This is a genomic window from Ruegeria sp. BE10 (genome assembly GCF_056538905.1).
Map to the genome: position 1 here is coordinate 103,191 of NZ_JBQFTX010000001.1, position 26,441 is coordinate 129,631.

At 56.5% G+C, this 26,441-nt stretch carries 29 protein-coding genes; 5 read left to right on the top strand and 24 right to left on the bottom strand.

Features of this window, described 5'->3' with window-relative positions:
* The first annotated feature begins 11 nt into the window (after window positions 1-11).
* Together ACR0M2_RS00545 and gluQRS are read left to right on the top strand one after the other, a co-directional pair.
* Window positions 12-626 (top strand): class I SAM-dependent DNA methyltransferase, encoded by a 615-nt coding sequence (locus ACR0M2_RS00545; RefSeq protein ID WP_480703763.1) that lies wholly within the window; start codon window positions 12-14, stop codon window positions 624-626.
* Entirely contained in the window at window positions 623-1,504 is an 882-nt protein-coding gene (gluQRS, locus tag ACR0M2_RS00550) for a tRNA glutamyl-Q(34) synthetase GluQRS (protein ID WP_480703764.1), read from the top strand. Before ACR0M2_RS00545 ends, gluQRS begins: the two co-directional genes overlap by 4 nt.
* Before the next feature lie 5 nt (window positions 1,505-1,509).
* Here gluQRS and hisI read toward each other — a convergent pair whose 3' ends face one another.
* Window positions 1,510-1,899, bottom strand: coding sequence for a phosphoribosyl-AMP cyclohydrolase (hisI, locus tag ACR0M2_RS00555; protein WP_480703765.1), 390 nt, complete (start codon window positions 1,897-1,899; stop codon window positions 1,510-1,512).
* Between the two features lie 48 nt (window positions 1,900-1,947).
* Here hisI and ACR0M2_RS00560 point away from each other — a divergent pair, with 48 nt between their 5' ends.
* Window positions 1,948-2,400 carry an iron-sulfur cluster assembly scaffold protein gene (locus ACR0M2_RS00560; protein ID WP_170393997.1) on the top strand — a complete coding sequence of 151 codons (453 nt, stop codon included), beginning with the start codon at window positions 1,948-1,950 and terminating at the stop codon, window positions 2,398-2,400.
* Between the two features lie 59 nt (window positions 2,401-2,459).
* Window positions 2,460-3,098 (top strand): MarC family protein, encoded by a 639-nt coding sequence (locus ACR0M2_RS00565; RefSeq protein ID WP_170348654.1) that lies wholly within the window; start codon window positions 2,460-2,462, stop codon window positions 3,096-3,098.
* Between the two features lie 185 nt (window positions 3,099-3,283).
* Here ACR0M2_RS00565 and ACR0M2_RS00570 read toward each other — a convergent pair whose 3' ends face one another.
* The 5 genes from ACR0M2_RS00570 to sciP form a co-directional block, all read right to left on the bottom strand.
* Entirely contained in the window at window positions 3,284-3,406 is a 123-nt protein-coding gene (locus ACR0M2_RS00570) for a hypothetical protein (RefSeq protein ID WP_264187059.1), read from the bottom strand.
* A 111-nt stretch (window positions 3,407-3,517) separates the two neighbouring features.
* Window positions 3,518-5,608 (bottom strand): ATP-dependent DNA helicase RecG, encoded by a 2,091-nt coding sequence (gene recG / locus ACR0M2_RS00575; RefSeq protein ID WP_480703766.1) that lies wholly within the window; start codon window positions 5,606-5,608, stop codon window positions 3,518-3,520.
* Window positions 5,605-7,731, bottom strand: coding sequence for an NAD-dependent DNA ligase LigA (ligA, locus tag ACR0M2_RS00580; RefSeq protein WP_170348652.1), 2,127 nt, complete (start codon window positions 7,729-7,731; stop codon window positions 5,605-5,607). The genes recG and ligA overlap by 4 nt, the downstream gene beginning before the upstream one ends.
* A gap of 119 nt (window positions 7,732-7,850) precedes the next feature.
* Window positions 7,851-8,567 carry a response regulator transcription factor CtrA gene (ctrA, locus tag ACR0M2_RS00585; protein ID WP_170348651.1) on the bottom strand — a complete coding sequence of 239 codons (717 nt, stop codon included), beginning with the start codon at window positions 8,565-8,567 and terminating at the stop codon, window positions 7,851-7,853.
* A gap of 82 nt (window positions 8,568-8,649) precedes the next feature.
* On the bottom strand, window positions 8,650-8,943 hold the full coding sequence (gene sciP / locus ACR0M2_RS00590) for a CtrA inhibitor SciP (protein WP_480703767.1): 294 nt from the start codon (window positions 8,941-8,943) through the stop codon (window positions 8,650-8,652).
* Between the two features lie 129 nt (window positions 8,944-9,072).
* Here sciP and mnmA point away from each other — a divergent pair, with 129 nt between their 5' ends.
* Window positions 9,073-10,218, top strand: a complete 1,146-nt coding sequence (mnmA, locus tag ACR0M2_RS00595) for a tRNA 2-thiouridine(34) synthase MnmA (RefSeq protein WP_170348649.1) — start codon at window positions 9,073-9,075, stop codon at window positions 10,216-10,218.
* Here the strand turns inward: mnmA and ACR0M2_RS00600 are convergent.
* The 18 genes from ACR0M2_RS00600 to ACR0M2_RS00685 all read right to left on the bottom strand — a co-directional run bounded on the left by ACR0M2_RS00600 (window position 10,215) and on the right by ACR0M2_RS00685 (window position 26,381).
* Window positions 10,215-10,796 (bottom strand): cadmium resistance transporter, encoded by a 582-nt coding sequence (locus tag ACR0M2_RS00600; RefSeq protein ID WP_170358391.1) that lies wholly within the window; start codon window positions 10,794-10,796, stop codon window positions 10,215-10,217. The genes mnmA and ACR0M2_RS00600 overlap by 4 nt on opposite strands.
* Window positions 10,796-11,953, bottom strand: a complete 1,158-nt coding sequence (gene lpxB, locus ACR0M2_RS00605; RefSeq protein ID WP_170409774.1) for a lipid-A-disaccharide synthase — start codon at window positions 11,951-11,953, stop codon at window positions 10,796-10,798. The genes ACR0M2_RS00600 and lpxB overlap by 1 nt, the downstream gene beginning before the upstream one ends.
* Window positions 11,953-12,747, bottom strand: coding sequence for an LpxI family protein (locus ACR0M2_RS00610; protein ID WP_480703768.1), 795 nt, complete (start codon window positions 12,745-12,747; stop codon window positions 11,953-11,955). The genes lpxB and ACR0M2_RS00610 overlap by 1 nt, the downstream gene beginning before the upstream one ends.
* A 4-nt stretch (window positions 12,748-12,751) precedes the next feature.
* A complete protein-coding gene (lpxA, locus tag ACR0M2_RS00615; protein WP_480703769.1) occupies window positions 12,752-13,537 on the bottom strand; it encodes an acyl-ACP--UDP-N-acetylglucosamine O-acyltransferase in 786 nt (261 codons plus the stop codon).
* A complete protein-coding gene (fabZ, locus tag ACR0M2_RS00620; protein ID WP_170358383.1) occupies window positions 13,534-14,007 on the bottom strand; it encodes a 3-hydroxyacyl-ACP dehydratase FabZ in 474 nt (157 codons plus the stop codon). The genes lpxA and fabZ overlap by 4 nt, the downstream gene beginning before the upstream one ends.
* A gap of 72 nt (window positions 14,008-14,079) precedes the next feature.
* A complete protein-coding gene (locus ACR0M2_RS00625; protein ID WP_254428437.1) occupies window positions 14,080-14,646 on the bottom strand; it encodes an OmpH/Skp family outer membrane protein in 567 nt (188 codons plus the stop codon).
* Between the two features lie 24 nt (window positions 14,647-14,670).
* Entirely contained in the window at window positions 14,671-17,031 is a 2,361-nt protein-coding gene (bamA, locus tag ACR0M2_RS00630; RefSeq protein ID WP_170358378.1) for an outer membrane protein assembly factor BamA, read from the bottom strand.
* Between the two features lie 127 nt (window positions 17,032-17,158).
* Window positions 17,159-17,287 (bottom strand): hypothetical protein, encoded by a 129-nt coding sequence (locus ACR0M2_RS00635; protein WP_264187062.1) that lies wholly within the window; start codon window positions 17,285-17,287, stop codon window positions 17,159-17,161.
* Between the two features lie 90 nt (window positions 17,288-17,377).
* Entirely contained in the window at window positions 17,378-18,730 is a 1,353-nt protein-coding gene (rseP, locus tag ACR0M2_RS00640; RefSeq protein WP_226688478.1) for an RIP metalloprotease RseP, read from the bottom strand.
* 4 nt (window positions 18,731-18,734) lie between these two features.
* Window positions 18,735-19,907, bottom strand: coding sequence for a 1-deoxy-D-xylulose-5-phosphate reductoisomerase (gene dxr / locus ACR0M2_RS00645; RefSeq protein WP_480703770.1), 1,173 nt, complete (start codon window positions 19,905-19,907; stop codon window positions 18,735-18,737).
* Entirely contained in the window at window positions 19,907-20,689 is a 783-nt protein-coding gene (locus ACR0M2_RS00650; RefSeq protein ID WP_170348640.1) for a phosphatidate cytidylyltransferase, read from the bottom strand. Before ACR0M2_RS00650 ends, dxr begins: the two co-directional genes overlap by 1 nt.
* Window positions 20,686-21,417, bottom strand: coding sequence for an isoprenyl transferase (locus ACR0M2_RS00655; protein ID WP_170577549.1), 732 nt, complete (start codon window positions 21,415-21,417; stop codon window positions 20,686-20,688). The genes ACR0M2_RS00650 and ACR0M2_RS00655 overlap by 4 nt, the downstream gene beginning before the upstream one ends.
* An 8-nt stretch (window positions 21,418-21,425) precedes the next feature.
* A complete protein-coding gene (frr, locus tag ACR0M2_RS00660) occupies window positions 21,426-21,989 on the bottom strand; it encodes a ribosome recycling factor (protein WP_170348638.1) in 564 nt (187 codons plus the stop codon).
* A gap of 186 nt (window positions 21,990-22,175) precedes the next feature.
* Entirely contained in the window at window positions 22,176-23,171 is a 996-nt protein-coding gene (acuI, locus tag ACR0M2_RS00665) for an acryloyl-CoA reductase (RefSeq protein WP_170348637.1), read from the bottom strand.
* A 99-nt stretch (window positions 23,172-23,270) separates the two neighbouring features.
* Window positions 23,271-24,374, bottom strand: a complete 1,104-nt coding sequence (locus ACR0M2_RS00670; RefSeq protein ID WP_480703772.1) for a dimethylsulfoniopropionate demethylase — start codon at window positions 24,372-24,374, stop codon at window positions 23,271-23,273.
* Complete coding sequence (locus ACR0M2_RS00675; RefSeq protein ID WP_480703773.1) at window positions 24,375-24,881, bottom strand: DinB family protein; 507 nt, start codon at window positions 24,879-24,881, stop codon at window positions 24,375-24,377.
* Window positions 24,881-25,585, bottom strand: coding sequence for a DUF1326 domain-containing protein (locus tag ACR0M2_RS00680; protein WP_170348634.1), 705 nt, complete (start codon window positions 25,583-25,585; stop codon window positions 24,881-24,883). Before ACR0M2_RS00680 ends, ACR0M2_RS00675 begins: the two co-directional genes overlap by 1 nt.
* Window positions 25,586-25,589: 4 nt before the next feature.
* Window positions 25,590-26,381 carry a DUF2182 domain-containing protein gene (locus ACR0M2_RS00685; protein ID WP_170409754.1) on the bottom strand — a complete coding sequence of 264 codons (792 nt, stop codon included), beginning with the start codon at window positions 26,379-26,381 and terminating at the stop codon, window positions 25,590-25,592.
* Window positions 26,382-26,441 lie beyond the last annotated feature (60 nt).

Genomic DNA, 26,441 nt, shown 5'->3' on the forward strand with positions numbered 1-26,441 from the left:
AGTATCTGTGTATGAGCGATAAGTACCTCAAAGACGTCTATAGTCTGGACACCCCGCAAGAGACGCATGCGCACTATCAAAAATGGGCGTCCTCCTATGATGCCGAGGTTGGCGCGCATGGCTATGCGACCCCCGGGCGGGTGGCCGAGGCGTTATGGTCAAAGCTGCCCGAGCCGCAAACTCCGATCCTGGATTATGGCTGTGGCACCGGATTGTCCGGTGTAGCCTTGCATGCGGCGGGTTTCGAAGTGATTGACGGCGTTGATCCAACTCCGAAGATGCTAGAAGGCGCTCTGGCCAAGGGGGTCTATCGAAGTCTTTCAACCTTTGAGATCACCAATCCCGATCCGTTGGATCAAGGAGCCTACAAGGCGATCACCGCAATCGGTGTCATTGGGGTTGGCGCAGCACCGCCCGAGGTTTTCGATATGCTGATGCGCGCGCTTCCCGAAGGCGGCCTGCTTGGCTTTTCCTTTAATGATCATGCGCTTGAGGACGTCTCTTACACTTCACGCTTGAATGATTGGCTTGATATGGGAGCAGCTCGGTTGCTGTTTCGGGAATACGGTCCTCACCTACCAGGAATGGACCTTAAGTCGGACGTATATATCGTTGAAAAAGCGTGATTTTTAAAACCCGATTTGCGCCGTCTCCCACAGGTCCGCTGCATCTGGGACATGCGTATTCAGCGATGCTCGCCCATGATCTGGCCGGGTCTGAAGACGGTCAATTCCTGTTGCGGATCGAGGATATCGACCAATCTCGATCGCGCCCCCACTGGGAAGAACAAATTTATGATGACCTGCGGTGGCTTGAGCTGTGGTGGCCTGAACCCATCATGCGTCAGTCCGACCGGTTGGCAGTATATGACAGAGCATTGGATGACTTGTGGTCGCGGGGCCTGCTTTATCCCTGCACCTGCAACCGCAAAGATATCGCCGCTGCGGCCAGTGCCCCACAAGAAGGTGCACCGCTGCACGGTCCAGACGGGATCATTTACCCTGGGACGTGCCATGGCAAACGTCGAGACACACAACGTCCCACGGACATTCCTTTGAGATTGGATATGGTCGCTGCAGGCCGCGTGCTTACGGGTTCAGCCCAACCCGGTGCAAAAGTCGGCGCATTTCACGAATCCGGCGCGGGACCAAATGGAGAGACGGGCACCATCCCGTTTTCTTTAGGCGAGCTGACAGACACAATCGGCGACGTTATCCTGTCGCGACGCGATATGGGAACGTCTTATCACTTGTCAGTGGTCTTGGACGACGCCGCACAGGGTATTACCCACGTTGTACGCGGACAGGACCTGTTCGAAGCGACCCGTATTCATGTTGTGCTGCAAGCCTTGCTGGGTTTACCGACACCGCAGTACCTTCATCACCGGTTGATCCGCGACGACGTAGGAAAACGTCTAGCCAAGCGTGACGATGCGCGGGCGATCTCGAAATACCGGGCCGAGGGGGCGTCGCCAGCAGATATCCGGGCGATGGTTGGACTGTGAACCGGTCACTCCATGGATGACATCAGCTCGACCTCGTCGCCGTCTCGTACCGCGGTATAGAAGCAGGTACGGCGATTTGTATGGCACGCAGCACCGGTTTGACGCACTAGAACTAGCAAACAATCGCGGTCGCAATCAAAGCGGAAATCCACCAATTCCTGCACATGGCCCGAGGTTTCGCCCTTGATCCAAAACGATTGACGCGACCGCGACCAATATGTGACGCGCCCGGTTTCCAACGTCTTCTCAACGGCTTGAACATTCATCCAGGCCATCATCAACACTTCGCCCGAGCTTGCATCCTGAGCGATGGCAGGGATCAGCCCGGCCTCATTAAACTTCAGCGAGGACGGATCAAACGTGACGGTGGCAGACATGAGAAAAACCTTTTGCATCCCGGTAGATGCTCACTATGTATGGGGAACAGACAACGAGGGAAAGTCATGTCCGGCGAGAACGACCTGATAAAGCTCTATTCCGGCCGCATTCTGGCGCTGGCTGCGGATATTCCGCATCTGGACCGGCTTGAGAATCCTGATGCTACGGTGAAAAAACGCTCACCCCTGTGCGGGTCGACGGTGACCGTGGATGTGAAGATACAGGACGGCAAGATCTCGGAGTTCGGGCAGGACGTCAAAGCCTGTGCCTTGGGCCAGGCTTCGGCCTCAGTCGTGGGCAGTGCCATCATCGGGGCGACTCGGGCGCAGGTGGAAACTGCACGCGATCAATTGGCCGCCATGTTGAAGAAAGACGGACCCGTACCTGATGCACCATTTGATGGGCTCGAAGTTCTGATCCCTGCGCGGGACTACAAAAACCGCCACGCATCGATACTGCTGGCCCTTGAGGCCACCGCCGAAGCGATGCGGCAAGCTGAACAGGCAAATTGCGCATAACATTGGAATTTTTGCGGGCAATCCGGTTTAATCACCCCGCATGATGTCGGGGGGATTGGATGGAAAAATTGCTTGAACACTTTGTTACACTCTGGGTCGTAATTGACCCGATTGGCACAATCCCTGTTTTCATAGCCGTCACGGCGGGCCTGACTGCAGCGGCCCGTCGCAAAACCGCCCTGCTCGCCGCGTTGGTCAGCGCTGGTGTCCTTCTGTTCTTTTTGATTTTCGGCCAATTGCTGATCGAGGCGCTGGATATCGGACTGAATTCGTTTCAGGTCGCTGGTGGTATCATCCTGTTCCTTTTTGCGCTGACAATGATCTTTGGCGAAAGCAAACAAGTCGTCGAACAGCATGAAGCTGAAGAGGAAATGGAGATTTCCGCCAACAAACCCAATCCGGCGATTTTCCCGTTGGCAGTACCGTCCTTGGCGTCACCCGGTGCAATGCTGGCGATTGTCATTCTCACCGACAATAACCGTTACAGCGCCGCGGATCAGGGTATTACGGCGCTGGTCATGCTGTCCGTTATTCTGATTTCGTTTGTTCTGATGCTGCTGGCGGACCCGATAATCCGTGTCATCCGTTCTTCGGGTGCTGCGATTATCAGCCGGGTCATGGGAATGATCTTGGCTTCGGTCGCAGTGAATTCCGTTCTGTCCGCGCTTCTTGAGATCATGAAAACCGGGCAGTTATAAGAAAAAACCGCCGCACCTTCCGGGCGGAAAGGGCGGCGGCAGGTTGTGCGTGTCTCGCGTGGGGTCCGGATAGCCGCACGGGGCCGAGGCAGGCCCCTCAAGGGAATTGGGACAGGCAGGTCACCCTTGACTGAAATGGGGATGACAGCGCGGTATGGTCGGCACGAGATCGCAGGCAGAAAGGCTTAGAACGCTCCGGGCAGGTGCAGTGCAACCATCAACATGACCACCAAAGACACGGCCCCCACAGCATCTTGCAAAATCGTCGATTGCGAGCGGCTCAGGGCGGTCTTGATCTGGGTCAGCATGGTCTCACCTCCGGTCGAGATTTAATCCTTTGTTGACCTTTTGTTCTCATATTTTGATGAGTCGGTAAAGAACTTTTTGAGAACATTTGTGAACTTAGTGGAACAAAATTTCTAACCTACTGAAATCAAACGGATTGCCTGATCCTGTTTCATAAGCCACAGCAGAACACGTGCCGCCTGCCCCCGGTCCGATTTCAAACGGGGATCAGCAGACAGAAACGCACGGGCATCAGTCTGCGCCGTTGCCATCAACCCTGCCTGACGTTCCAGGTCTGCGATCCGAAATTTCGGCAACCCGGATTGCGCTGTCCCGATCAAATCACCCGCGCCACGCATTTGCAGATCAGTTTCTGAAATACGAAACCCGTCTTCGGTTTCGCGTAGCACTTCTAATCGTTTCCGCCCGCTTTCACTGAGCGGAGGCTGATACATCAGCAGGCAGGTTGAATCCGCCTCACCACGCCCAACGCGTCCGCGCAACTGGTGCAGTTGCGCAAGCCCAAAAATCTCAGCGCGCTCTATGACCATGATCGAGGCGTTTGGGACATTTACCCCAACCTCGATCACGGTTGTGGCGACAAGTATCTTGGTTTGCCCGTCCTGAAAGGCCTTCATGGCAGCATCTTTATCGACCGATGGCATCTGGCCATGCACCAACCCGACCACTCCTTCGCCCAGAATGGCGCGCAAGCGCTTGAAACGCTCTTCGGCTGCCGTAAGGTCCGAAACTTCGGATTCGTCGACCAACGGACAGACCCAGTAACACTGACGTCCTTCATCAATCGCTCGACGTAGGTGCGAAACGACATCGTCCATGCGATCTGTGCTGATGATGGCAGTCTTGATGGGTTTTCGTCCCGGCGGTTTTTCGTCCAGCACCGAAACATCCATATCGCCATATTGCGCCAAGGCCAGACTGCGAGGGATCGGAGTGGCGGTCATCACCAGCACATCCGCGCCCTGCCCTTTTTCCGACAACTCCATTCGTTGCCGAACACCGAACCGGTGTTGTTCATCGACAATCGCCAGCCGGAGCGCCCTGAATTCAACATCGCTTTGAAATACCGCGTGAGTTCCGACCAGGATTTGAATATCGCCATTCTTCAGCGCCGCCAGCTTTGCACGTCGTTCCGCGCCCTTGTCCCGGCCAGTGAGGATTTCCAGCACGACCCCAGCCTCTTCGGCCAACGGGCGCAATCCCTCCAGATGTTGCCGGGCCAGAATTTCGGTAGGCGCCATCATGACGCCCTGGCCTTTGGCCTCGACCGCGATGAGCAAGGCCATGAAGGCCACCAGCGTCTTGCCCGCACCCACGTCGCCCTGCAATAACCGGTTCATACGCGCGTCCGAGGCCATATCGCCACCGATGTCGTCAATGGCCCGCAGCTGCGCTTTGGTAGGTTGATATGGCAGGCTGGCAAGAACCTTGGCCTGCAAAGCCCCCGTTCCGACACTGACCAGACCCCGCGCTTTCCGCTCTCGCTGACGGGCCAAGGCCAACGTCAATTGATGCGCAAACAACTCATCATAGGCCAGACGTTCCCGTGCGGGAGCATGAGGCGCCACATCATCTGCCCCCTGCGGGTTATGCGCAGCTGCAATTGCAGTGGCCCAGGCTGACCACCCTTGCTTAGCCACCAGGGTGGGATCGATCCATTCAGCCAATTCCGGGACCCGCGCCAACGCGCTGCGGGCAGCTTTATAGGCCGTTTTCTGTGTGATCCCCTGTGTCAGATGATACACCGGTTCAAAATCCGGAATTTCCTGGGCCTCTTCCACAGGCACCATATGATCCGGGTGGACCATCTGCGCCATGCCATCGAACAGTTCGAGCTTGCCCGAAATCACCCGCCGTGAACCTTCCGGCAAAATACGCTTCAGGTAGTCACCGCGCGCGTGAAAGAACACCAACTGGAAATCTGCCTGGCTATCCTCGACATGCACCCGGTAAGCACCGCCCTTATTGCGGGCGGGCCGGTGCGTACCAACAGTCACTTCAACTGTCAGTGTGGTCGGCAGGTCAACACCCTGAATCGTATCGCGCCGACGGCGGTCAATGACGGCATATGGCAGGCTGAACAGCACATCGCGCGGCGACTCCGTCCCCGCTTGGGTCAAGACCTGAGCTGTCTTCGGCCCAACCCCATCCAATGTTTCCAACCCCGCGAACAGCGGAAACAGGCTTTCCGGGCGCCCGCTCATGCGGTTCCGATCAGCTGCAACCAGCCATCCTCATCCAATGTTTCAATACCCAGTTCAGCAGCTTTCTTTGCCTTGGAGCCAGCACCGGGGCCGGCAACCAGAATGTCGGTTTTCTTGCTGACCGAACCCGAGACTTTAGCCCCTAATGCCTCGGCGCGGGCCTTGGCCTCGGCGCGAGTCATCTTTTCCAGCGTGCCCGTGAAGACGACCGTTTTGCCTGCGACCGGACTGCCGGCTGTGTCGGGGCGTTTCGCCTCTTGTATGTCCAGCTGGGCGACCAGCGCATCAATGCTGGCGCGCTCGGCCTTTTGCGCGAAGGCTGATATGAGGGCGCGGGCCATAACCTCGCCGACGCCATCCACGCCCAACAAGTCGTCCCATTCGGGGCCTTCGAACCCCGCCGCAGAGGTAATGGCGCGTTCAAAGTCACCCCAGTTTCCATAATGTGTCGCGATCAGGTTCGACGCGGCCTCACCCAAATGGCGGATGCCCAGTGCAAACAGTAGCCGACCAAAGGGAATTTTGCGTTTCTCGTCGATGGCCTCCCACAGATTACCCGCACTTTGCGCCCCCCAGCCTTTTCGATTGGCTAGTTTGTTCAGGTTTGCCGCGTCGCGTGTCTGCAGGGTGAAAATATCGACCGGCGTTCTGACTGGCAGATCCGGGTCATCGTAGAACATCTCGATCTGCTTGGCGCCCAAACCTTCGATGTCGAAGGCCTTGCGAGAAACGAAGTGCTTCAGCTTTTCAACCGCCTGTGCCGGACAAATTACACCCCCGGTACAGCGGCGCACTGCGTCGCCCTCTTCGCGGACCGCGTCGCTGTTGCATTGGGGGCAGGTCTTGGGGAACTGAAACGGCTCTGCCCCTTCGGGTCGTTTCGAGATATCGACATCGGCCAGTTTCGGGATCACATCACCGGCTCGGTATACCTGCACCCAATCACCGACCCGAATATCCTTGCCGTCGCGGATAGTACCACCTTTGGCGTCACGACCCGCAATATAATCTTCGTTGTGCAAGGTGGCATTCGACACGACCACACCACCCACTGTGACCGGGTGCAACCTGGCAACCGGGCTGAGCGCCCCAGTGCGGCCAACCTGAATGTCGATCGCTTCAAGTCGGGTCCAGGCCAGTTCCGCAGGAAACTTGTGCGCAATCGCCCAGCGGGGGGTTGTGGAGCGGAACCCCAGACGCCCCTGCAAGGACAGATCGTTCACTTTGTAGACGACGCCGTCGATATCATAACCCAAGGTGGATCGTTGGGCCTCGATTTCACGGTAATGCGCCAGCATCTGATCCGTCGTTTCACACAGCTGGGTCAGGGAATTGGTGGCGAAACCAAGACCGCGCAACCGATCAATTGCCTTCATTTGGGTTTCTGCCAAGGGTTCGGACAGCTCACCCCAGGCATAGGCAAAGAACCGCAATGGCCGGGATCGCGTGACGGACGAATCCAATTGCCGCAAGGAACCCGCTGCTGCGTTTCGTGGATTGGCGAAAGGCTTTTCACCTGCCTCTTCCTGCCGCGCATTTAGCTTTTCAAAGTCTTCATGAGACATGTAGACCTCGCCCCGAACTTCCAAAATGTCCGGCGCATTTTCCAAGGTTTGGGGAATATCTGAAATCGTCCGGGCATTTGCCGTGACATTTTCACCAACTTCGCCGTCTCCGCGGGTGGCCGCCTGAACCAATTTGCCCTTCTCATACCGCAAGGAAAGCGACAGACCGTCAATTTTAGGTTCAGCCGTGTAAGACAAAGGTTTAGATGCTTCTAACCCGAGGTACTTTCGGATTGAGCGGTCAAAATCCTGCACGTCTTCGTCGTCGAACGCATTGCCGAGCGACATCATGCGAACAGCATGGGTAACTTTCGAAAAACCATCAGACGGGCGAGCGCCGACTTGATCCGAGGGGCTGTCGGCGCGCTTTAGTTGCGGAAACCGCGTTTCGATTTCAGCATTTCGACGCTTGAGCGCATCATATTCGGCGTCCGAAATCTCGGGGGCGTCTTCGCCGTAATACAGCGTGTTTGCCCGCGCCAACTGTTCGGCCAATTGCGCCAACTCAGCGCGCGCGGCCTGTTCAGTCAGGTCAGATACCGGAATCAACTTGCTCATGGCCTCGCCCTGTCACTTAGTCTTGGACCTCAGTGATAGGGCGAGGTCATGTTCAGGTCCAGACGTACTGTTCAGTGAGTGAAAGCGGTCGCCCCGGACCACGGGCGACCATGTTCAAATCAGGCCCCAACCGCCATCCGCGTTTCGTCAACACTGTTGCTTTGCGGATCACGCAGGACATAGCCCCTGCCCCAAACTGTCTCGATGTAATTTTCACCACTGGTGGCGTTGCTGAGTTTCTTACGCAGCTTGCAGATGAAAACGTCGATGATTTTCAACTCGGGCTCGTCCATGCCGCCATAGAGGTGGTTCAGGAACATCTCTTTAGTCAACGTGGTGCCCTTGCGTAGGCTGAGCAGCTCAAGCATCTGATATTCCTTACCGGTCAGATGAACCGCCTTGCCTTCCACTTCGACCGTTTTGGCATCGAGGTTAACCGCAACGCGACCGGTCTGGATGATGGATTGCGAATGCCCTTTTGAGCGGCGGATGATGGCATGGATTCGGGCCACCAACTCCTCTCGATGGAAGGGCTTGGTCATATAATCGTCGGCACCGAACCCAAAACCTTTGATTTTGCTTTCCGTGTCGTCTGCGCCTGACAGGATCAGGATTGGTGTTTCCACCCGAGCGATGCGCAGTTGCCGCAGGACTTCATGCCCATTCATGTCCGGCAAATTCAAGTCCAGCAGGATCAGATCGTAGTCATAAAGCTTTGCAAGATCGATACCTTCCTCACCCAAATCCGTTGCATAGACGTTGAGGTTTGCGTGTGTCAGCATTAATTCAATGCTTTTGGACGTAGTCGGATCATCCTCGACAAGAAGTATACGCATTTACTGCTCCAATTCGGGTCAATTTACCAATTCAAATTGAGCCTGCTCAAAAATGGTTAATCTGACGTTACCGTTGAATCATTTATTCCCTTTCACCCTTAGGTTGTCGATATTTTTTTATCGCGGTCACCTTTAAAGCGTTCGTGCCGTGTTCTGCGACGGCCGCAACCCACGCGTTAAATTCCTCATCACTGAGGCCGTATCGCTTCTTGGCGTCTGACAGTGTGATCAGCCCATAAACCACCCCCCGCACGACGATTGCCTTGCGCGATGCGACCCAGCGTGTCGTATCCTTTGGCGGCAGATCGGCGCGCGATAAAACCGTTCCATCTGGTAAGGTTATGGATCTTGGACCTTCAACTTTGTGCAAAAACATTTTATGACCCTCTTCGTGCTGCGACAAAGCTGACACCACCCTACTTAATGCTGAGTGAAACCGCCCCTTGAGAGTGTGTAGAATTTTCCTATATTCTGCCGGTCTTTCTTAACCCGCACTGGAATCACCATGGCCCTCGCTGCCGAGACCCAACTCAATTCGCTTGGCTTTGCCAAACCGCCCTCGGAAACGCGGGTGGTTGTTGCCATGTCCGGTGGCGTAGACAGCTCTGTCGTGGCGGCCCACCTGGCCGACCAGGGCTATGACGTGGTTGGTGTAACGCTACAGCTTTACGATCATGGTGCAGCGCTGGCCAAGAAAGGTGCTTGCTGTGCGGGGATCGATATCCATGACGCACGCCGTGTGGCCGAGGAACGCGGATTTCCGCACTATGTTCTGGATTACGAGAACATCTTCAAAGACGCGGTGATCGACGAGTTTGCTGACAGCTATCTGGCAGGTGCTACTCCGGTGCCCTGCATCCGCTGCAACGAACGGGTCAAATTCAAGGATTTGCTGGAGACCGCCAAAGATCTTGAGGCCGACTGCATGGCCACCGGTCACTATATCCAACGCAAAATGGGTCCCAATGGGCCAGAGTTGCATAGCGCCGAGGACGCGAACCGCGATCAGTCCTATTTCCTGTTCTCGACCACACCCGAGCAGTTGGATTTCCTGCGTTTCCCTCTGGGCCACCTGCCCTCGAAGGACGCCACCCGCGAGATGGCAGCGCAATACGGGCTGGCCGTGGCGGACAAGCCGGACAGTCAGGACATCTGCTTCGTGCCCAACGGCAATTATGCCAGCGTCATCGAAAAACTGCGCCCCGGTGCGGCAGAACCCGGTGAGATCGTGCATGCGGACGGTCGCGTTCTGGCGCAGCATAACGGTGTGATCCACTATACCATCGGACAACGCCGCGGTCTGGGCATCGGTGGCCTTAGCGAGCCACTGTATGTCGTAAAACTGGACGTCGATGCGAAACAAGTCGTTGTTGGCCCCAAAGAGATGCTGGCCACCCGAACCATTCCTGTGCGTGAAATCAATTGGCTTGGGGATGAACCCTTCACCTCACGAGATGAATGGCATGTTCTGGTTAAGGTCCGCTCGACCCGACCCCCGCGCGAGGCGATCGTAAGACCTTTGTCCAATACCACGGCAGAGGTTGAGCTGTTGACGCCCGAAGAAGGTGTCTCACCCGGTCAGGCCTGTGTGTTCTACGCGTCGGAAGGCAGCCGTATCTTTGGCGGCGGCTGGATCTGGCGCGGGTACTAAATCGCGTCCGTCCACGAGTTGCTAAGGATATAGAGCCCGGCGCAAATCATCACATAGGGAACCAACCGTTCCAACCGCCGGGCCAGCGTGCCGCTCATGAACGGCGCTTTGGCCCCTAACAGCGCAACGGTTGCCAGACCAAGTGCCGCCAACACGGCCCCGATAACACCAGCCGTTCTGAACGTGGGGGCCGAGTCGGCCAGCAGAGGCGCAAGGACGGCAAACGTATCCATCGACAGGCTGATGAACAGCAGCGTGACCATGATCACCGACGCCCCGGTATCCAGATTTGCGTGCGTTTCAGTCTCGGTTCCCCGCCTTTGCCGGATCAAGGCTAAGATGCCCAAACTCAGAGGTATCAGACCCAGATACCCGGCCCAGTGCGGCACGACATCCTCAACCCCCAACGCCAGCAAAAGCGCTGCGCTGATCACGACCCCCTGCGCAAGCAGAAAGCCAAAGACCGCGCGTTTGGCCCCCGACACCAGCGATAGCGCCAGCAGCGCCGCCAGATTGTCCAGATTGGTCAGAATCTGAGCCATAAAGGCGGACAGTCCGAACAGCACGAAGTCCAGCATTACGGAGTCATCCGATCAAGAACGGCTCGGGCGGCCCTCAAACCGGGGGCCTCACCTCCGCGCCCCAGACGTTCCATCGTGAGGGTCATGGCATCGCGCTGCGCATCGGGGGCAGCCGCGACCTGTTTCAACGCCCCTGCTATCTGTTCAGGCTGACAATCATCCAGCAAACACTCGGGGACTGTTCGGGTCTCGGACACCAGATTGACGAGCGTTACAGTATCCAGCTTGACCATCCGCTTGGCAATCAGAGTGGTCAGCCAGTTCAGATTATACGCTATCACCATAGGCGTCGATTGCGCGGCCAGTTCCAACGAAACCGTCCCCGAAGCGGCGAGTGACAACTCTGCCGCCGCAAACGCGACCCGCTTTTGTGCTTGTGCCTGATCCGAAGGCATCTCGCGCGGATCGACGACAACAGGGTTTCCGGGCCAGCTTTGCATATGCTCGGTGACGGTATCCACCATATGCGCAACCGCGGGCACCACAATACGTGCGCACGGCCGTTCATTCAGATAAAGGCGCAGCGCCTCACCAAAGATCGGAGCCAGACGCTCAATCTCGCTTCCACGCGAACCAGGAAGCGCCAGTATGATCGGTGCGTCGCCCAGTTCGTAGGTCGCGCGAAAATCCTGGATATCCTGATCCGAAGCTATCGGTTCGCTGGCCACCGGATGACCAACGAAATCACACTCCATCCCTGCACGTTCCATATAGGGCGGTTCAAATGGTAACAACGCCAGAACTTGGTCGATCACCTTGGCCATCTTGTCCGCGCGCCCGGGGCGCCATGCCCAGACACTGGGGGCGACGTAATGCACCGTTCTGATATCACTCTGCGCTTTTACCTGCTTGGCGACGCGCAGTGAAAAATCCGGGCTGTCGATGGTAATCAATACATCGGGCTGCGTATCCAGAACGGCCTGAGCGGTCTCAGAAATCCGGCGTTTCAGGTGGAAGAACTTGGGCAAAACCTCAACCAGCCCCATCACCGACAGTTCGGCCATTGGAAAGCGGCTGTCCAAACCCTGTGCCTGCATCAGCGGTCCGCCAACGCCATCGAACTGGATATCGGGTACGAGACTGCGCAACCCTTCCATCAAGGCGCCGCCCAAACGGTCGCCCGAAGGTTCACCGGCGACCAGGAAGACTCGCATCAGATCGCCCGCTCACGCACATACAGAAACAGGCCCAGACGGTTGCATTCGTCGATCACACGATCCTGTTGCAACACGATCACGCCACCTTTTTCGATGACAATACCCGCTAGCCCAGCTGCCACCGCACCAGAAACGGTCCCAGGGCCAATGGTCGGCAAGTCAGCACGTCGGTCCTGATCGGGTTTCGGCGCTTTGAACAAAACGCCACCCCCCGCATCCGGTCGTTGGGTCAAGGATTGCAGCATCCAATCTGTGCCGTAGATGCTTTCGACCGCAAGCGCCTGCCCTTTGGACACCGCACAAGCCTGACCGATATCCGCAGCTCCCATGGCCCGTAGAATACCCGCTGCCCTGTCTGCATCGGACAGTTCAGCCTCGGATGGCTGCGTTTCGGTAAGGCACCCTAGTTCCGGCAGTAACGCCGGGGCAATTTCGTGAGCGGCACGAACGGTCAGTCCAGAGTTTTCGAATATGCCGATCACGGCGCGCAATGCCCCGTCATCCCCGGACATCATCGCCTGTTGCAGTACTGGAACCAGAGTCATCGTGGCCGCATCAATCCGCGATGGATCAATCGCGGGACGGCGCACCGCGCCAGCCATGCAAATCTCGGTCACGCCGCGCGCTTTCAAATCCGCAAGGAAGCTTCCCAGCTGTTCCAATTGAAAGACGATATCCGCAGTCAAAGTGTCCGGTGTGAACCCTTCCATCGCACAAATCAGAGGGCGATCGGAAAGTTGGTCAACCACTTCGCCCGGCAATGCGCCTGTTCCAGCAATCAATGCCAGCATCGACCTATTTCCTCGGCGTCAGGAACGAGCGATCGGATTGCCCGGTCACGAAATCCACGATCCGCTGCACATATTCGCTTTCGTTGTCCACACCTACCCGGTGCGCGCGTTCCATGAACGTGCCATCGCCAGTCGACAATTCGCGGAATGCAGCACGCAGGGCCGAGATATCCTCGCGCGAGACACCGCGCCGTTTCAAGCCAACCAGGTTCAGTCCGTCCAACTCACCCCGAGGCGCCTGAACCAGGCCATATGGGATCACGTCATTGGGCACCATAGTCAGTGCGCCGATGATCGCGCCACGGCCCACGCGCACCCATTGATGAAGGCCGGAAATTCCGCCCACGATCACATCATCCTCGATGACACAGTGACCCGCCGCGCCGGAATGGTTCACCATGATCACACGATCCCCGATCTGAACGTCATGCGCCACGTGCACACCTGCCATAAAAAGACAATCGTCGCCGATCCGGGTCACACCGCCGCCGCCCTCGGTTCCGGCATTCACCGTCACATGTTCACGAATGCGGTTACGCTTGCCGATCTCAAGCCGCGTATCCTCACCCCCGAATTTCAGGTCCTGCGGAATTTCTCCGATCACCGAGAAATTGAAGATCACGGTCTCATCACCGATCTGGGTGTCGCCGGTCACGACGACATGGGACTTCAATTCGACCCGGTCGCCCAGCTTAACCTGACTGCCGACAAAGCAGAATGGTCCGATGGAGCAGCCTTCACCGATCTGCGCACCGTCTTCGATGATTGCGCTGGGGTGAATGCCGCTCATGTTGTCTTTTCCATGTCCCAGTCGACATAGGCCGAAAATTCGGCTTCGGCTGCGACTTCGCCATCAACCGTCGCCCGGCCGCTGAATTTGAAGATCTTGCCACCCTTCTTACCCCGCACGGTTTCCACGTGCATTTCAAGCACATCGCCAGGGATCACTTTGCGGCGGAATTTGCACTTGTCGATGTTCATGAAATAGATCAGCAATTCGCTGTCGATCACGTCCATACCGACACCCAGCATCACACCTGCAGTTTGCGCCATCGCTTCAACAATGGTCACGCCGGGCATGATCGGCGTTCCGGGAAAATGGCCCTGAAAATGTGGTTCGTTCATTGTGACATTCTTGATGCCAACGGCCGATTGATAACCCGAGATATCAACCACCTTGTCGACCAGCAGAAACGGATAGCGGTGCGGCAAAATCCGTTGGATCAACTGGATGTCGGCGCTTTTGGTTTCCGTGCTCATGGTGTTGTAGTCCCATTCTGGATTTCTGTTTGCGGCGTGGTTAGCAATACCGCGCCCTAAGGGCAAGCAAACCTATTCACTGGCCCCATTTTCAACGGCGCTGCCGTCGCCGATCGCCGCATTGATCCGAGCAATGGCGGCATCGGTGATATCGGTTCGATCCGAACTGAGGAAAACGCTGGATCGTTCAATAATGATCGAAGCGCCGGATTCGCGTAGCAGGTCAATCAAAACCGGCCGTGCAAGTTCCAGAAACATCTGCCGAGCCTCTTCACTGCGTCGTGCCAACACGTCCAGTTTTGCGCGCTGCCCCTCCCGATGCGACTGAACCTTTTCGTCAAAGGCATCGGCCAGGGGGCGAAATTCTTCGGCCGTCATGGTCGCACGCTGTTCCGTCAGAACCTTTTCCTCCCGGCTCAGCTCGGCCACGATCCGTTCGTTTTCTTCCCCTAAAAGAACGCCTTCGGCCTCTATCTCTCGAAGGACACGTTGACCAAAGGCAGATTCAGCAAACAAACGCTCGCTGGACAACGTCACCACGCTGCTTTGCGGAACCCCCAATTGTTGGGCCGCTACTGGCTCCAAAAAGACAAGGGTCAGAAATACACACAGGGCCCATAAAGGGCCCTGCAGTTTCATGAACACACTTTTCAACATTCAGGATCAGAACCGAGCCTGAACCGTCAGGTCGAAATTCTGCTCTTTGTCAAAGTCTTCCTTTTTCAACGCTTTCGAGAAGTTGAAGCGCAGCGGACCAAACGGCGTTTCCCACAGAACCGACACACCAATTACGTGGCGGATCGAGCCGTCTTCGCCGACGATATCGGCACCGGTCGTATTGACGTCGTTTAGATTGTACAAGTTACCAAAGTCGTAGAACACGCCGCCACGCAGGCCGAATTCTTCGGGCAGACCCAGCGGGAAATCCGACTCCAAACGCGCAACCCAATAGTAATTGCCCCCGATCGCGTCATCCTGTCCGTTGGACAAGTCGCGCGGACCAAGACCCGCGGGCTCGAACCCGCGGAAGATGCTGGGTCCCAAAACAAAGCGGTCGATAGTGCGGCTGAAATCATCACCTCTCCAGTGCAGCGCACCGACTTCCATCGACGCACGCAGAACAACTTCTTCGTTCCAGACACGTGTCTGGGCGACACCACGGGCCGTCGTCTTGAAGTATTCGTTGTCGCCGCCCAGTCCTGCAGCATCGATACCGGCCTCAAACAGGACGCCTGCATTCGGGTTCAGACCTCCGATCCGGCTGTCATAAACATATGAGAGGCCAAGAGAACTGGTGGTACGCTCACCCTGATCAATTTCCGAAGAAATGACTGCACCGTTAGTTTCGTCACCTTGCTGGGTCATTTCGCTGTTTTGCCAACCATAGCGCAGACGCAGGGATGACAACTCGCCAATCGCATAGCTCAACTGAGGCCGGAAGAATAGCGTCTCGGTGTCATAACTGGCAAAGCTTGAATTGGTCGTCGACAGACCCAATCCCAGATCAAACCGAAGTTTGCGCCCCAGCAGGTAAGGTTCTGAGAAGTTCAACGTGTATTGTTCGGCATCCTGGGCAGTCGACAAATTGACGCCAATTGTTTGCCCGCGTCCCAGGAAGTTAGATTCCTGAAGGCCAATCGCAACCCCGAAACCATCAGAAACCGAGTAGCTACCACCCAGGCTCAGCGAACCCGTCGGCTGTTCCTCTACATCCACATCCACAATCACCTGGCTGGGCGAAGACCCTTCGCGCGGTTCGACATCGGCCGCAGCAAAGAAACCCAAGGCCCGGATACGTTCGGCGGCCTGACGGATCTCACGCGGGTTAAAGGGGTCACCTTCCACCGTATCGAATTGACGACGGATCACGCGGTCAAGCGTGGTTGTGTTGCCTTCAATATCGATCCGCTCGACAAAAATCCTTGGGCCTTTGGTCAGAACAAACTGCACATCCAGCGTCAAGTCACGTGCGTTGCGCGTCACGCGCGGCTCCACACGCAGGAAATCGACGCCCTGCTTGATGCCGAGACGTTCCATCCGCGCAATCGAGTTTTCGATCAGCATCGGAGTGTAAGTCACTCCCGGTCGAATTTTCAGTGCATCCTGATACGGAGCAGGATCCACACCCGGAATTTCGCTGACAGTGCTGATCTGCCCAAATGAGAATTTTTGACCTTCGGTGATGTTCATCACCAAGAAGAAAGCGTCGCGCTCGCGAGTGAATTCCACATTTGCGCTGTTCACGCGGAAATCGACATAACCACGCGACAAGTAGAAATCCCGAATGACCTGTTTGTCGAATTCGATCCGGTCAGCAATGAAAGTATCGCTGCTTACAAACGTCCGCAGGATATTCGCCTGTTTCGATTCCAGAACCCTGCGCAGGCGCCGGTCAGAATAAGCTCGGTTGCCGACAAAACTCACACGCTCGACTTCGATCGTGGTCCCTTCTGCGACCTCGAATACCAGATCGACACGGTTGTCACTGCGGCGAATGATGCGGGGAATGACCGTTGCAGACACCCGTCCCTGAGACGAGTAGATCTCGGCGATCAGGTCGGCGTCAGCCTCCGCGACTTGCGGTGTAAAGACGCGGCGTGGCTCTGATGAGATCGCTTCAAGCAGCACGTCGTCTTTTACGCGGCTGTTACCTTCAACGCTGATCTGATTGATTGTCGGATATTCTTCAACTTCGATAACCAGCGTACTGCCACGCGGCGTCAATTCGACTGTCTCAAAAACACCACTGTCAAGCAAACGCTGATACGCATCGTTCAATTCGCCCGCTGTGACCGACTGGCCCGGCTCGATTCCTGTACGTTCAATAATGGTCGAGGTTTCGATACGTCGGTTGCCTTCGACATCGAACGAATTAAAGACGAAATTTTGCGCCCACGCGGCCTGCGGAAACGGTACAAAACCTACCAATGTAAGAAGGAATATTAACGTTAGTGACCGCCACAAAATCTTGTTTTTCGGCTTCTGCCCACCGCAGGATGTGCCCGCGCCTCGCCTATCAGTCATATTTTTCACTACCCAATATTTTTGGACTTTAAAGCTGATTAGCGAGAATATTTAGCCTTGTCAAAAGACCAAAACAGAAAGCGGCCCGTGGGCCGCCTTGTGTAGTTTCAATAACAGGTCTTAAGAATCACATAGTGATCAAATAGGCCCAACCGCCCATTGCCACGGCAGTCACACCGAAGAACAGCAATGTATCCCAGTTCAACACGAACAAGCACCCAAAGCTTTTGGCGGATTTACGCAGGGCCTTTGTCATAACTACCTCTGACACGGTTCAATTACCGGCTATTAAGCTAAGCTGGAATTGAGGCGGAATTGGGGCATTTTCTTGTGATCAATGCCACAATCAGCAGAACAGATCGTTCGTAACCGAAAAGACCATAAGTCCAAGGATCAACGATACGCCAACCCCCATAAGCACGCGCAGTACACCGTCGCTGGGTGGTTTGCCTGCAATAGCCTCATACGCATAGAATACCAGATGGCCCCCATCCAATGCCGGAATGGGAAAAAGGTTCAGCAAGCCTACTGCGGTCGACAGAACGGCAATAAAGAAAATGAAATTCTGAGCACCCTGACTGGCCATAGCGCCCGAAGTTTCCGCAATGCCGATGGGACCGGAAATGTTGCAGGTGCTGATCGCCCCCGTCACCATATGCCAGACGCCCGACAAAGAGCCGTCAACAATGCGAATGGTCTGCTGCACACCGCCGGAAAGAGATGCCAGAAGGCCCGCGGGTTCCGTCGCTGGTTCCAAAGCCATTCCACCCACAATCCCGATGCGCCAATGGGTCACAAAGCCACCTTCCGGCTGCGGCTCATCCGTGCGACGCGGGGCCAGGGCAAATTCAAGCTCGGCCCCGTCGCGCCAAACGTTCAGCAACAGAACCTTGCCGTCCGATCCCTCTACATGTTCTTTGAGCTGCTCAAAGGCAAAGATAGGATCGCCGTTGACGGCCGTGATAACGTCGCCCGACTTCAGATCGATATCCATGGCTGCACTGCGTGGAACGACCTGTTGGATCAGCGCCGGGAACAACCAGGGGCCGGATACATCCAGTGTCTGCCCATCGCGGATCACCGTGTAATCCAACTCCGGTTCAACAGGCAGTGCATCCGTAAAATCAGACCAGGCCCCCTGCTGATCAAAATCAGGAACGGGAAGACCCGCAATTGCGACGATTTCATCCCCGTCCTGCAACTCCTGCACCGAACCGGGCAACGAGCGCAATTCGCCGACTGTAAAAGGATCGCGCGTAACGCCCTGAGACATAAAAATCAGGCCAAACACCACAATGGACATCACAAAGTTGAACACCGGCCCTGCGGCAACGGTAGCTGCCCGCGCCCACAAGGGCGCGCCGTGCATGGTGCGGCGTAGCTCTTCGGGGGTTTGCTCGGTGATTTCCTGCATTGCGCCTTCGTCCTTGCCGGATGCGGCGTTGGCATCCCCAAGGAATTTGACATACCCGCCGAAAGGCAAGGCTGCGATCTGCCAACGTGTTCCGCGTTTGTCGATACGGCTCCACAATACCGGGCCAAACCCGACCGAGAACACCTCGGCATGGATACCGGACCAACGCCCGACGATATAATGGCCGTATTCATGTACCGCGACGATGACGGACAGGGCGATCACAAAGGCAACGATGGTATAAAGCAAGTTGCCGAATTGAGGGATCAGAGAGAGTACGTCCAAGTTTCTATCCTGCTTTCTGCATCACGGCTTCTTCTGCCCACTTACGTGCCAGATGGTCCGTTTGCAGTACGTTATCAAGGGTTAAAGAGGCATCAAGAAGGCCGTCTGACGTCTCAAATCTGTCCAATACACTTTCAACGATCTGGGCCATCTCTGGAAAACTGACCCGGCGTGCGATGAACAGGTCCAGCGCCCGCTCTTTCGCGGCGTTGAACACCGCACCTGACAGACCGCCGCGCTGCATCACGTTACGGGCGAGGCGCAGCGCTGGATAGCGGGTCTCGTCCGGGTCCTGAAAGCGCAACTGACCCAGTTTCGCCAGGTTCAGACGTTCGACCGGTAGCTTGCGCCGATCCGGCCAGTGCAGCGCATAGCCAATTGCATGGCGCATATCCGGTGCGCCCATATGAGCCATGACCGCGCCGTCATTGAACCCAACCAGCGAATGCACGATGGATTCGGGATGCACCAACACTTCGATCTGATCAGGGGAAACACCAAAGAATTCCCGCGTTTCAATCACTTCGAGCGCTTTATTGAACATCGAAGCGCTGTCTATGGTGATCCGCTGACCCATATCCCAGTTCGGATGGCTCGAGGCTTGCTCGACCGTGGCATTGACCAGATCGCTCAACGGCCAATCGCGGAACGCGCCACCGCTGGCGGTGATAATGATCCGTTCAACCGCATCCATATCCTCGCCCACCAGCGCCTGGAACACGGCAGAGTGTTCGCTGTCCACCGGCAAAAGTCGGGCATTGTGTTTTCGCGCCGTTTCCAACACCAACGGTCCGGCACAAACGAGCGTTTCCTTGTTTGCCAGGGCTAGGGTCGCACCTTGTTTCAATGCCTCAAGACCCGGTGGCAATCCGGCCGCACCGACGATGGCCGACATGACCCAATCCGCTGGCCTCGCTGCCGCTTCGGTCAGCGCAGCCTGTCCGGCCGCAGCCTCGACACCGCTGCCGGATAGTGCAGCACGCAGGTCCTCGAGCTGATCCTCATGCGCGGTCACGGCCAAATCAGCCTGCAGTCGGCGTGCATCGTCGGCCAGCTTTTCGATATTTGCACCGCCGGTCAATGCCACCACGTCATAGGCCGACGGATTCCGGGCAATCAGGTCGATTGTGTTCTGTCCGACCGATCCGGTCGCGCCGAAAATGGAAACTCTTCGCATTACATGCCCCCGGGGGAGTAAATCAAACCCGCGATCAGAACGAACAAGGCCGCCCCCATCATCCCGTCAAACCGGTCGAGAAATCCGCCATGTCCCGGGATCAGGTTCGAACTGTCCTTGACCCCAAATTTCCGTTTGGTCGCACTTTCGACGATATCTCCGGCTTGACTGGCCATCGAGGCCAAAACCGAAATCACAACAAACATGAACCCAAATCCGGCATAGATCGCAAAAACAGCCCCCACGATGGCTGCTGCGGCCCAGCCTCCGGCAGTGCCCGACCATGTTTTCTTGGGGCTGACCTTGGGCCAGAACTTAGGGCCCCCAAAGGTTTTGCCAACAAAATACCCGGCGACATCCGTCGCCACGACCACCGAAATCAGCCAAACCATCCAGCCAAAACCCATCGTCTCGCGGATAGAGATGAAGCCCAGACCAGATGCCGCAATCCAGACGGCAAATAGCGCATAAATCGTTTTCGAACGACCGACCTGCCCCGCCCCAACCAAAGCCGGAGCCACCAGAACCGGAAGCTTAAAAAGCGGAGGCACGTGATAGCTGATCAAGACGGCCACTCCGGTCAGAATGCCAAGCTGAACGCGCACGCCGACCTTGTCCGGGTCGATCATCCGCACCAGCTCCCAGGTCATCAAACCGCAGGCAATTGCGATGAATGCTTCGAACCAAAGGCCGCCCAGCCAAACCTCGACCGAACCGATGGCAATTAAAACGGCTGCGGACAGAATCCGGGCGCTTAGGTCAGACCATCGGCCGTCGCTCATACCCGCACTGCCCCAAACCGGCGCTCGCGAGAGCCAAAGTTGCGACACAGCCGTTCCAGCTCGGCCGCTGTGAAATCCGGCCAGAGCGTGTCGATGAATTCATATTCGGAATAGGCCGATTGCCACAGCAGAAAGTTGGATATCCGCGCCTCACCACTGGTCCGGATAACCAGATCGGGATCAGGAAGAACATGCGTGTCCAGATACTTGGGCAGAGTTTCTTCATCAACTTCTTCGGGGCGCAACCGTCCTTCGGCTACGTCCAGCGCAAGACGTTTGGTGGCCCGCGCAACCTCATCCCGACCGCCGTAATTCAGGGCGACCGTCAGGTGTACCAGATCGTTGTTCTTGGTTTCTTCTTCCAGCGCGTCCATCAAGGCGATCAGCTTGGCGTCCAATCGAACGCGATCCCCAATGAACCGAACCCGGATACCATTTTCCTTCAGAGTCCGGGTTTCTTTGATGATGTAGCGCCGAAATAGGCTCATCAGCCCGGCAACCTCAGCCTGCGTGCGTTTCCAATTCTCAGTCGAAAAGGCAAAAACCGTCAGGTATTTGATTCCAAGTTCCGGGCAGGCCTCAACCACCTCGCGCACGCGCCGCGCCCCGGCGTGGTGTCCGAACAGTCTTGGCCGACCACGCGCCTGCGCCCAGCGACCATTTCCGTCCATGATAATAGCGACATGGCGCGGCCCAAGCGCGGGCGAAGTATGAGGGGTGTTGAGCATTCCCTGTCTCAGACCTGCATGATCTCGGCCTGCTTGGTCTCAAGCGCGGCGTCTACAGATTTGATCATCTCATCGGTAAGGTCCTGAACCTCGGATTCCCAGAATTTCTGATCGTCCTCGGACATACCGTCCGCTTTGGCTTTTTTGACTTGATCCATCCCGTCGCGGCGCACATTCCGGATCGAGACACGGGCGTGTTCGGCATATTGCCCGGCAACCTTGCCCAATTCGCGGCGGCGTTCTTCGTTCAGTTCCGGGATCGGCAGCATGATGATCGTACCGTTCAGCTGCGGATTGATCCCCAGCCCGCTTTCGCGGATCGCCTTTTCGACCTTGCCCACCAGACCCTTGTCCCAGACGTTGACGGTCACCATGCGCGGTTCGGGTACATTCACCGTCCCAACCTGATTGATCGGAGTCATCGAGCCATAGGCATCCACCATCACCGGCTCAAGCATCGAGGCCGACGCCCGCCCGGTCCGAAGCGAGGCGAATTCGGTTCTGAGGTTGGCCATGGCGCCTTCCATGCGCCGTTTCAGATCATCGGTATCCAGTTCGAAATCGTCAGACATGCTGCTCACTCCCCGTATTCAGGTGCTGTTTGCATGGCTTCTAAGCCATCGCAATTGGGATGTATAGCAATGATGATGTGGAAATGCGCCATTGACCAGAGGTGTCTTCAGCATTTTTTCGGTTGATTGAATACCAAACAGACCAGCCGACATCCTAGTCGGCGGGTCTGAAGGAAGCTTTTCCGATCAGGCGTTTACGTCAACGACGACGCGGCCTTTGACCTGACCTTTCAGAATATCGGCGCCCAGTTGCGGCAGATCGTTAAGGGTTGCTGGCTGAACCATTGCCTCAAGCTTATCCATCGGCAGATCGGTGGCGATACGTTGCCACGCCCGGACGCGATTTTCATAAGGCTGCATCACGCTGTCGATGCCCAGCAGATTTACGCCGCGCAGAAGGAATGGAATGACCGTCGCAGGCAAAGCAGCACCACCCGCCAACCCCACAGCCGCGACCGAGGCGCCGTATTTCATCTGCCCCAGGACGCGCGCCAGCATCTCTCCTCCGACCGCATCAACGCAGCCAGCCCAGCTTTCGCTTTCCAGAGGCCGCTTGGTGGTTTCGTTCAGCTCTTCCCGCGGGACGATTGTGCTGGCCCCCAGAGATTTCAAGTAATCCCCCGCCTCGGGTCGACCGGTAACAGCCGCCACTTCGTAGCCAAGATTGGACAGAATGGCCGTGGCCACAGATCCGACCCCACCTGCGGCCCCGGTTACCAAAACCGGCCCGTGATCGGGTGTCATTCCGTGATCCTCAAGCGCCATCACAGCCAGCATCGCAGTAAATCCGGCCGTGCCTACAGCCATTGCCTGGCGCGCATCCAAGCCATCGGGCAAGGGCACCAACCAATCGGCCAGCGCATTGGCTTTCTGCGAATACCCGCCCCAATGCGCCTCACCCACGCGCCAGCCGGTTAAAACTACCTTGTCACCGGGCTTATAGCGGTCATCTGATGACGCTTCGACGGTCCCGGCATAGTCAATGCCCGGTACATGTGGGTAGTTGCGCACCAGCCCGCCACCCTTTGGCGACGTACACAAACCATCCTTGTAATTCACCGTCGAATACTCGACCGCCACGGTCACGTCACCATTTGGCAAATCATCCAGAGACAACTGCTTGACCGAGGGGCTGGCCAAGCCGCTCTCTTCATCCTTTTCCATCACCAATGCGTTGAACATCCGATTTCCTTTCGTTTTCCTAGCGCCAGGCCGTTCTACGCCTGGCTAAATGAGTTCGGGTGCGCCGTGTAGCGACGAGGGCGACGCCCAAACCCTCCCTTAGATCCAGAAACGCTCCTGCACTGTGGCGCGGCGCATGCCGTCTGGCGTTTCAACCTCGACAATCGTTCCTGCTTCCCAGTGACTTAATCGCAGCATGCCGATTGAGACATTCGTCCCGAAATCCGGGGACCACGCGGCTGAGGTCACCTGCCCCACACGCCTTCCACCTGCGAACACAGACCACGGTCGGTCGCAGGGCGGTACTGCGTCGCCCTCAATCGCAATTGGACGAATCTGCTGTACCGGGCCTTCCTTAGCCACACGCAACAATGCATCCCGACCGATACACCCAATCGCGGTGTGAGTATTACAGAACTTGCCCAAACCACATTCGTGCGGCGTGTTGTCGTCGGTCATGTCATTGCCATAAGACAGCAAACCACCTTCGATCCGCTCGATCAGGTTGGGACAGCCCGCCCGCACCTGCAGGTCCTCACCCGCCGCAAAAAGGGCGTTCCACAACGGCATGCCTATTTCAGTGCCTTCGAGATAGATCTCGAACCCACCCTGTTTCGAATAACCCGACCGAGCCACAGCCAGGTCACGCCCTTCGAATTCGAACATATCGAATTTGAAAAACCGGATATCCCGCACGCGATCCCCGAATACGCGCACCATCAGGTCATCCGCCTTGGGCCCCTGAACCGCCAAGGGCGACACGTCGGGTTCATCCACCAGAACATCCAGCCGATACCCGTTGGCGACCCCTTTGACCCAAAAAAGCAGGTCACTGTCAGCAATGGAAATCCACCAACGATCATCGGACAACTTCACCGCCACAGGATCGTTCAGCATCCCACCGGTTTCATCGACGATGGGCACGTAAAAGCACTGCCCCGGCAGCATCCCCCGCAGATCACGCGGCGTCAGCATTTGCATCAATCTGCCCGCGTCCGGGCCGCGCAGCTCAACCTGCCGCTCACAGGAAACATCCCAGACCTGAACTTGGGATTTCAGATGCCTGTAATCTGCCTCGACGCTTTCGAAAACTGTGGGCAATAACATGCGGTTATAGACCGTGTATGCTTTAACTCCCGCAGCCTCGACACCGTCTGAGAAGGGCGTGCGCCGCAACCGGCGGGATAAGGAAATTTGCGGCATTCAAACCTCCTTTGGCATAAACACCAAATCGCTAACAGGTGCGGCTGATCCGGTCTCGGTCAGCATTTGGTGCAATTGCCCGCGATGATGGGTCTGATGGTTGAACATATGGATGACGCATTGCGCGTAAGGCAATGTAACGTCATCTTCTTTTGCCGCCGAGAACCACGTGAATTCACCAGTCAGAAGGTCCTCTTCAAGCGATCCAGCCCAATTGGAGATGCGGGCGTCGACTGTTTTGCACAGCGGCAACCACTCGGCCAGATCAGCGCACAAAGACACACTTTCCGGGATGCCGCCACCTGGACTATCGCCCTGATCAAAACGCGAAACCCAAATCCAGTTACCCCACAAAAGATGGTTAGCAGTCCTCATGATCGAGCCAAAAAAAGCGCCGCGATCTTTCGCTAACTCCTCGGGCGTCAGGTCTTGAAGAAAAGCGGACAACTGACTGTTCTGCCATTGATTATACCGCGCCATTTCCTGTGCATAGGCCCCGGTGATCATTATTTTGGTCCATGCCAGTCAATCGGGCAAATCTCGGCCGACTTACCGCCGAAATCCCAGACGCGGCCATAATCACGCACCTTGGATTTGGTTCCACGCGCTACGATGATATCCGGTCCCATCCAGTATTTCGAGTTCGAAACCATCACCGGATGCTCGGGGTCTTTACCCGCCAACATCTCAATCTCGCCCTGAATCTTGCGACCGATTACGATGCGGCGCTTGTTGCCATCACGTTCGATCTGGACAGGGGCCCGCTCGGCCCCGATGATCTCGCTGACCAGCATGGTGAACAGACCAGTTGTACCGCCCGCCTGCCCGCTGAAGATTTGCAGCAGACCGTTATAGGCCTTGCCGCTAGCGCGTTCATCGACATAGGCCGCGACTTTCCACTGGCCCTCGCCCATGCGACCGGGAATATCGACCAGCAAACCAACGTTCAAACCCGACAGGTCCTCGCCCTCGTAATGGCCTTCATCGATGATGACCCCCATCCACGCGTGGCAATGCCCTTCGGTCGGAGGATGCGCCCCCAGTGATACAACGCAGGGACAAAACACATCGCACGAGCAGTTGAGGATCAACTCTCCCTTGATGACCCAATCAGTCGGGCTCATCTCACGCCGCTTGGGATTTGGCATACGACTGTCGATACGTTGGCTGATCGGCAACCTGTCTGCTTCAGGTTTTCTGTTCTTAGCCATATACTTATCCTCCGAAAATAAAGGGATAGATCAACAGGAGAATTCCCCCTGCAACAAGAGCAAACCCCATTGGTCGCGTCACTGCGTGACCGATCTGAGGCAATTTTTCCAAAACCATGAACAGAGTCGCCAACCCCATCCAAAGCAAGCTCATGACGCCTCCAACGAAACCCAGCGCCATAAAGCCCCAACAACATCCGACGCAAAAGGCACCTAGCCCCAGGCCCATGCGCAACCCGCCTGTGAAACCGGTTTTCCAATGAACTAGAAAATAGGTCATGGGCGCGTGGCAAACTCCGTGGCAGACCTCTTTCGCGCGGGTGAACTGAAAAGCGCCAACTGCGATCATCAAACCACCGGCCACAAAGCTAGATTTGGCGATGCCCAGCATGTCGACAACGCCACCGAACAGTAAAACCAGCTGAACCCCCGTGATCAGCGCCGCGAACCCGACCCAGACGATGAAATACCCCGCCAGAACGCCCAGCCAACCAGCTCGTGTGCCATTGACGCTGTAGATCAGGTCATCATAGCTGCGCAAGGTCGGCACAAGGGTCGGCAACATCATAGCGGCCATCATGATGGCCCACATCCAGAACAGCGGGCTAAATTCGGCCATCGGCATGTACATATCCATGCGCGGATCCATGGCGGCCATCGCTTGCCCCATTGGGCCGGGGCGCCCGATCCAATCCAGATCCATTCCGCGGCTCATGGTGAACATCATCCACCAGGCCCACAGAATCAGGCTGTAAAACCCAAGCCACAAACCGCTGCGTAGAACTGCGCGACTCATGCGTCCCTCCCGACTCAGTCCTTGCAATTCAAATGTCAGACTTTTAAATGTCAGACAAAT

Excerpts from the sequence above, each read along its gene's own strand:
- ACR0M2_RS00545 (WP_480703763.1), top strand. The coding sequence starts at position 12 with ATGAGCGATAAGTACCTCAAAGACGTCTATAGTCTGGACACCCCGCAA.
- hisI (WP_480703765.1), bottom strand. The coding sequence starts at position 1,899 with ATGCAAAAGGTTTTTCTCATGTCTGCCACCGTCACGTTTGATCCGTCC.
- ACR0M2_RS00560 (WP_170393997.1), top strand. The coding sequence starts at position 1,948 with ATGTCCGGCGAGAACGACCTGATAAAGCTCTATTCCGGCCGCATTCTG.
- ACR0M2_RS00565 (WP_170348654.1), top strand. The coding sequence starts at position 2,460 with ATGGAAAAATTGCTTGAACACTTTGTTACACTCTGGGTCGTAATTGAC.
- ACR0M2_RS00570 (WP_264187059.1), bottom strand. The coding sequence starts at position 3,406 with ATGCTGACCCAGATCAAGACCGCCCTGAGCCGCTCGCAATCGACGATT.
- recG (WP_480703766.1), bottom strand. The coding sequence starts at position 5,608 with ATGAGCGGGCGCCCGGAAAGCCTGTTTCCGCTGTTCGCGGGGTTGGAA.
- ligA (WP_170348652.1), bottom strand. The coding sequence starts at position 7,731 with ATGAGCAAGTTGATTCCGGTATCTGACCTGACTGAACAGGCCGCGCGC.
- ctrA (WP_170348651.1), bottom strand. The coding sequence starts at position 8,567 with ATGCGTATACTTCTTGTCGAGGATGATCCGACTACGTCCAAAAGCATT.
- sciP (WP_480703767.1), bottom strand. The coding sequence starts at position 8,943 with ATGTTTTTGCACAAAGTTGAAGGTCCAAGATCCATAACCTTACCAGAT.
- mnmA (WP_170348649.1), top strand. The coding sequence starts at position 9,073 with ATGGCCCTCGCTGCCGAGACCCAACTCAATTCGCTTGGCTTTGCCAAA.
- ACR0M2_RS00600 (WP_170358391.1), bottom strand. The coding sequence starts at position 10,796 with ATGCTGGACTTCGTGCTGTTCGGACTGTCCGCCTTTATGGCTCAGATT.
- lpxB (WP_170409774.1), bottom strand. The coding sequence starts at position 11,953 with ATGCGAGTCTTCCTGGTCGCCGGTGAACCTTCGGGCGACCGTTTGGGC.
- ACR0M2_RS00610 (WP_480703768.1), bottom strand. The coding sequence starts at position 12,747 with ATGCTGGCATTGATTGCTGGAACAGGCGCATTGCCGGGCGAAGTGGTT.
- lpxA (WP_480703769.1), bottom strand. The coding sequence starts at position 13,537 with ATGAGCGGCATTCACCCCAGCGCAATCATCGAAGACGGTGCGCAGATC.
- fabZ (WP_170358383.1), bottom strand. The coding sequence starts at position 14,007 with ATGAGCACGGAAACCAAAAGCGCCGACATCCAGTTGATCCAACGGATT.
- ACR0M2_RS00625 (WP_254428437.1), bottom strand. The coding sequence starts at position 14,646 with ATGAAACTGCAGGGCCCTTTATGGGCCCTGTGTGTATTTCTGACCCTT.
- bamA (WP_170358378.1), bottom strand. The coding sequence starts at position 17,031 with ATGACTGATAGGCGAGGCGCGGGCACATCCTGCGGTGGGCAGAAGCCG.
- ACR0M2_RS00635 (WP_264187062.1), bottom strand. The coding sequence starts at position 17,287 with ATGACAAAGGCCCTGCGTAAATCCGCCAAAAGCTTTGGGTGCTTGTTC.
- dxr (WP_480703770.1), bottom strand. The coding sequence starts at position 19,907 with ATGCGAAGAGTTTCCATTTTCGGCGCGACCGGATCGGTCGGACAGAAC.
- ACR0M2_RS00650 (WP_170348640.1), bottom strand. The coding sequence starts at position 20,689 with ATGAGCGACGGCCGATGGTCTGACCTAAGCGCCCGGATTCTGTCCGCA.
- ACR0M2_RS00655 (WP_170577549.1), bottom strand. The coding sequence starts at position 21,417 with ATGCTCAACACCCCTCATACTTCGCCCGCGCTTGGGCCGCGCCATGTC.
- frr (WP_170348638.1), bottom strand. The coding sequence starts at position 21,989 with ATGTCTGACGATTTCGAACTGGATACCGATGATCTGAAACGGCGCATG.
- acuI (WP_170348637.1), bottom strand. The coding sequence starts at position 23,171 with ATGTTCAACGCATTGGTGATGGAAAAGGATGAAGAGAGCGGCTTGGCC.
- ACR0M2_RS00670 (WP_480703772.1), bottom strand. The coding sequence starts at position 24,374 with ATGCCGCAAATTTCCTTATCCCGCCGGTTGCGGCGCACGCCCTTCTCA.
- ACR0M2_RS00675 (WP_480703773.1), bottom strand. The coding sequence starts at position 24,881 with ATGATCACCGGGGCCTATGCACAGGAAATGGCGCGGTATAATCAATGG.
- ACR0M2_RS00680 (WP_170348634.1), bottom strand. The coding sequence starts at position 25,585 with ATGGCTAAGAACAGAAAACCTGAAGCAGACAGGTTGCCGATCAGCCAA.
- ACR0M2_RS00685 (WP_170409754.1), bottom strand. The coding sequence starts at position 26,381 with ATGAGTCGCGCAGTTCTACGCAGCGGTTTGTGGCTTGGGTTTTACAGC.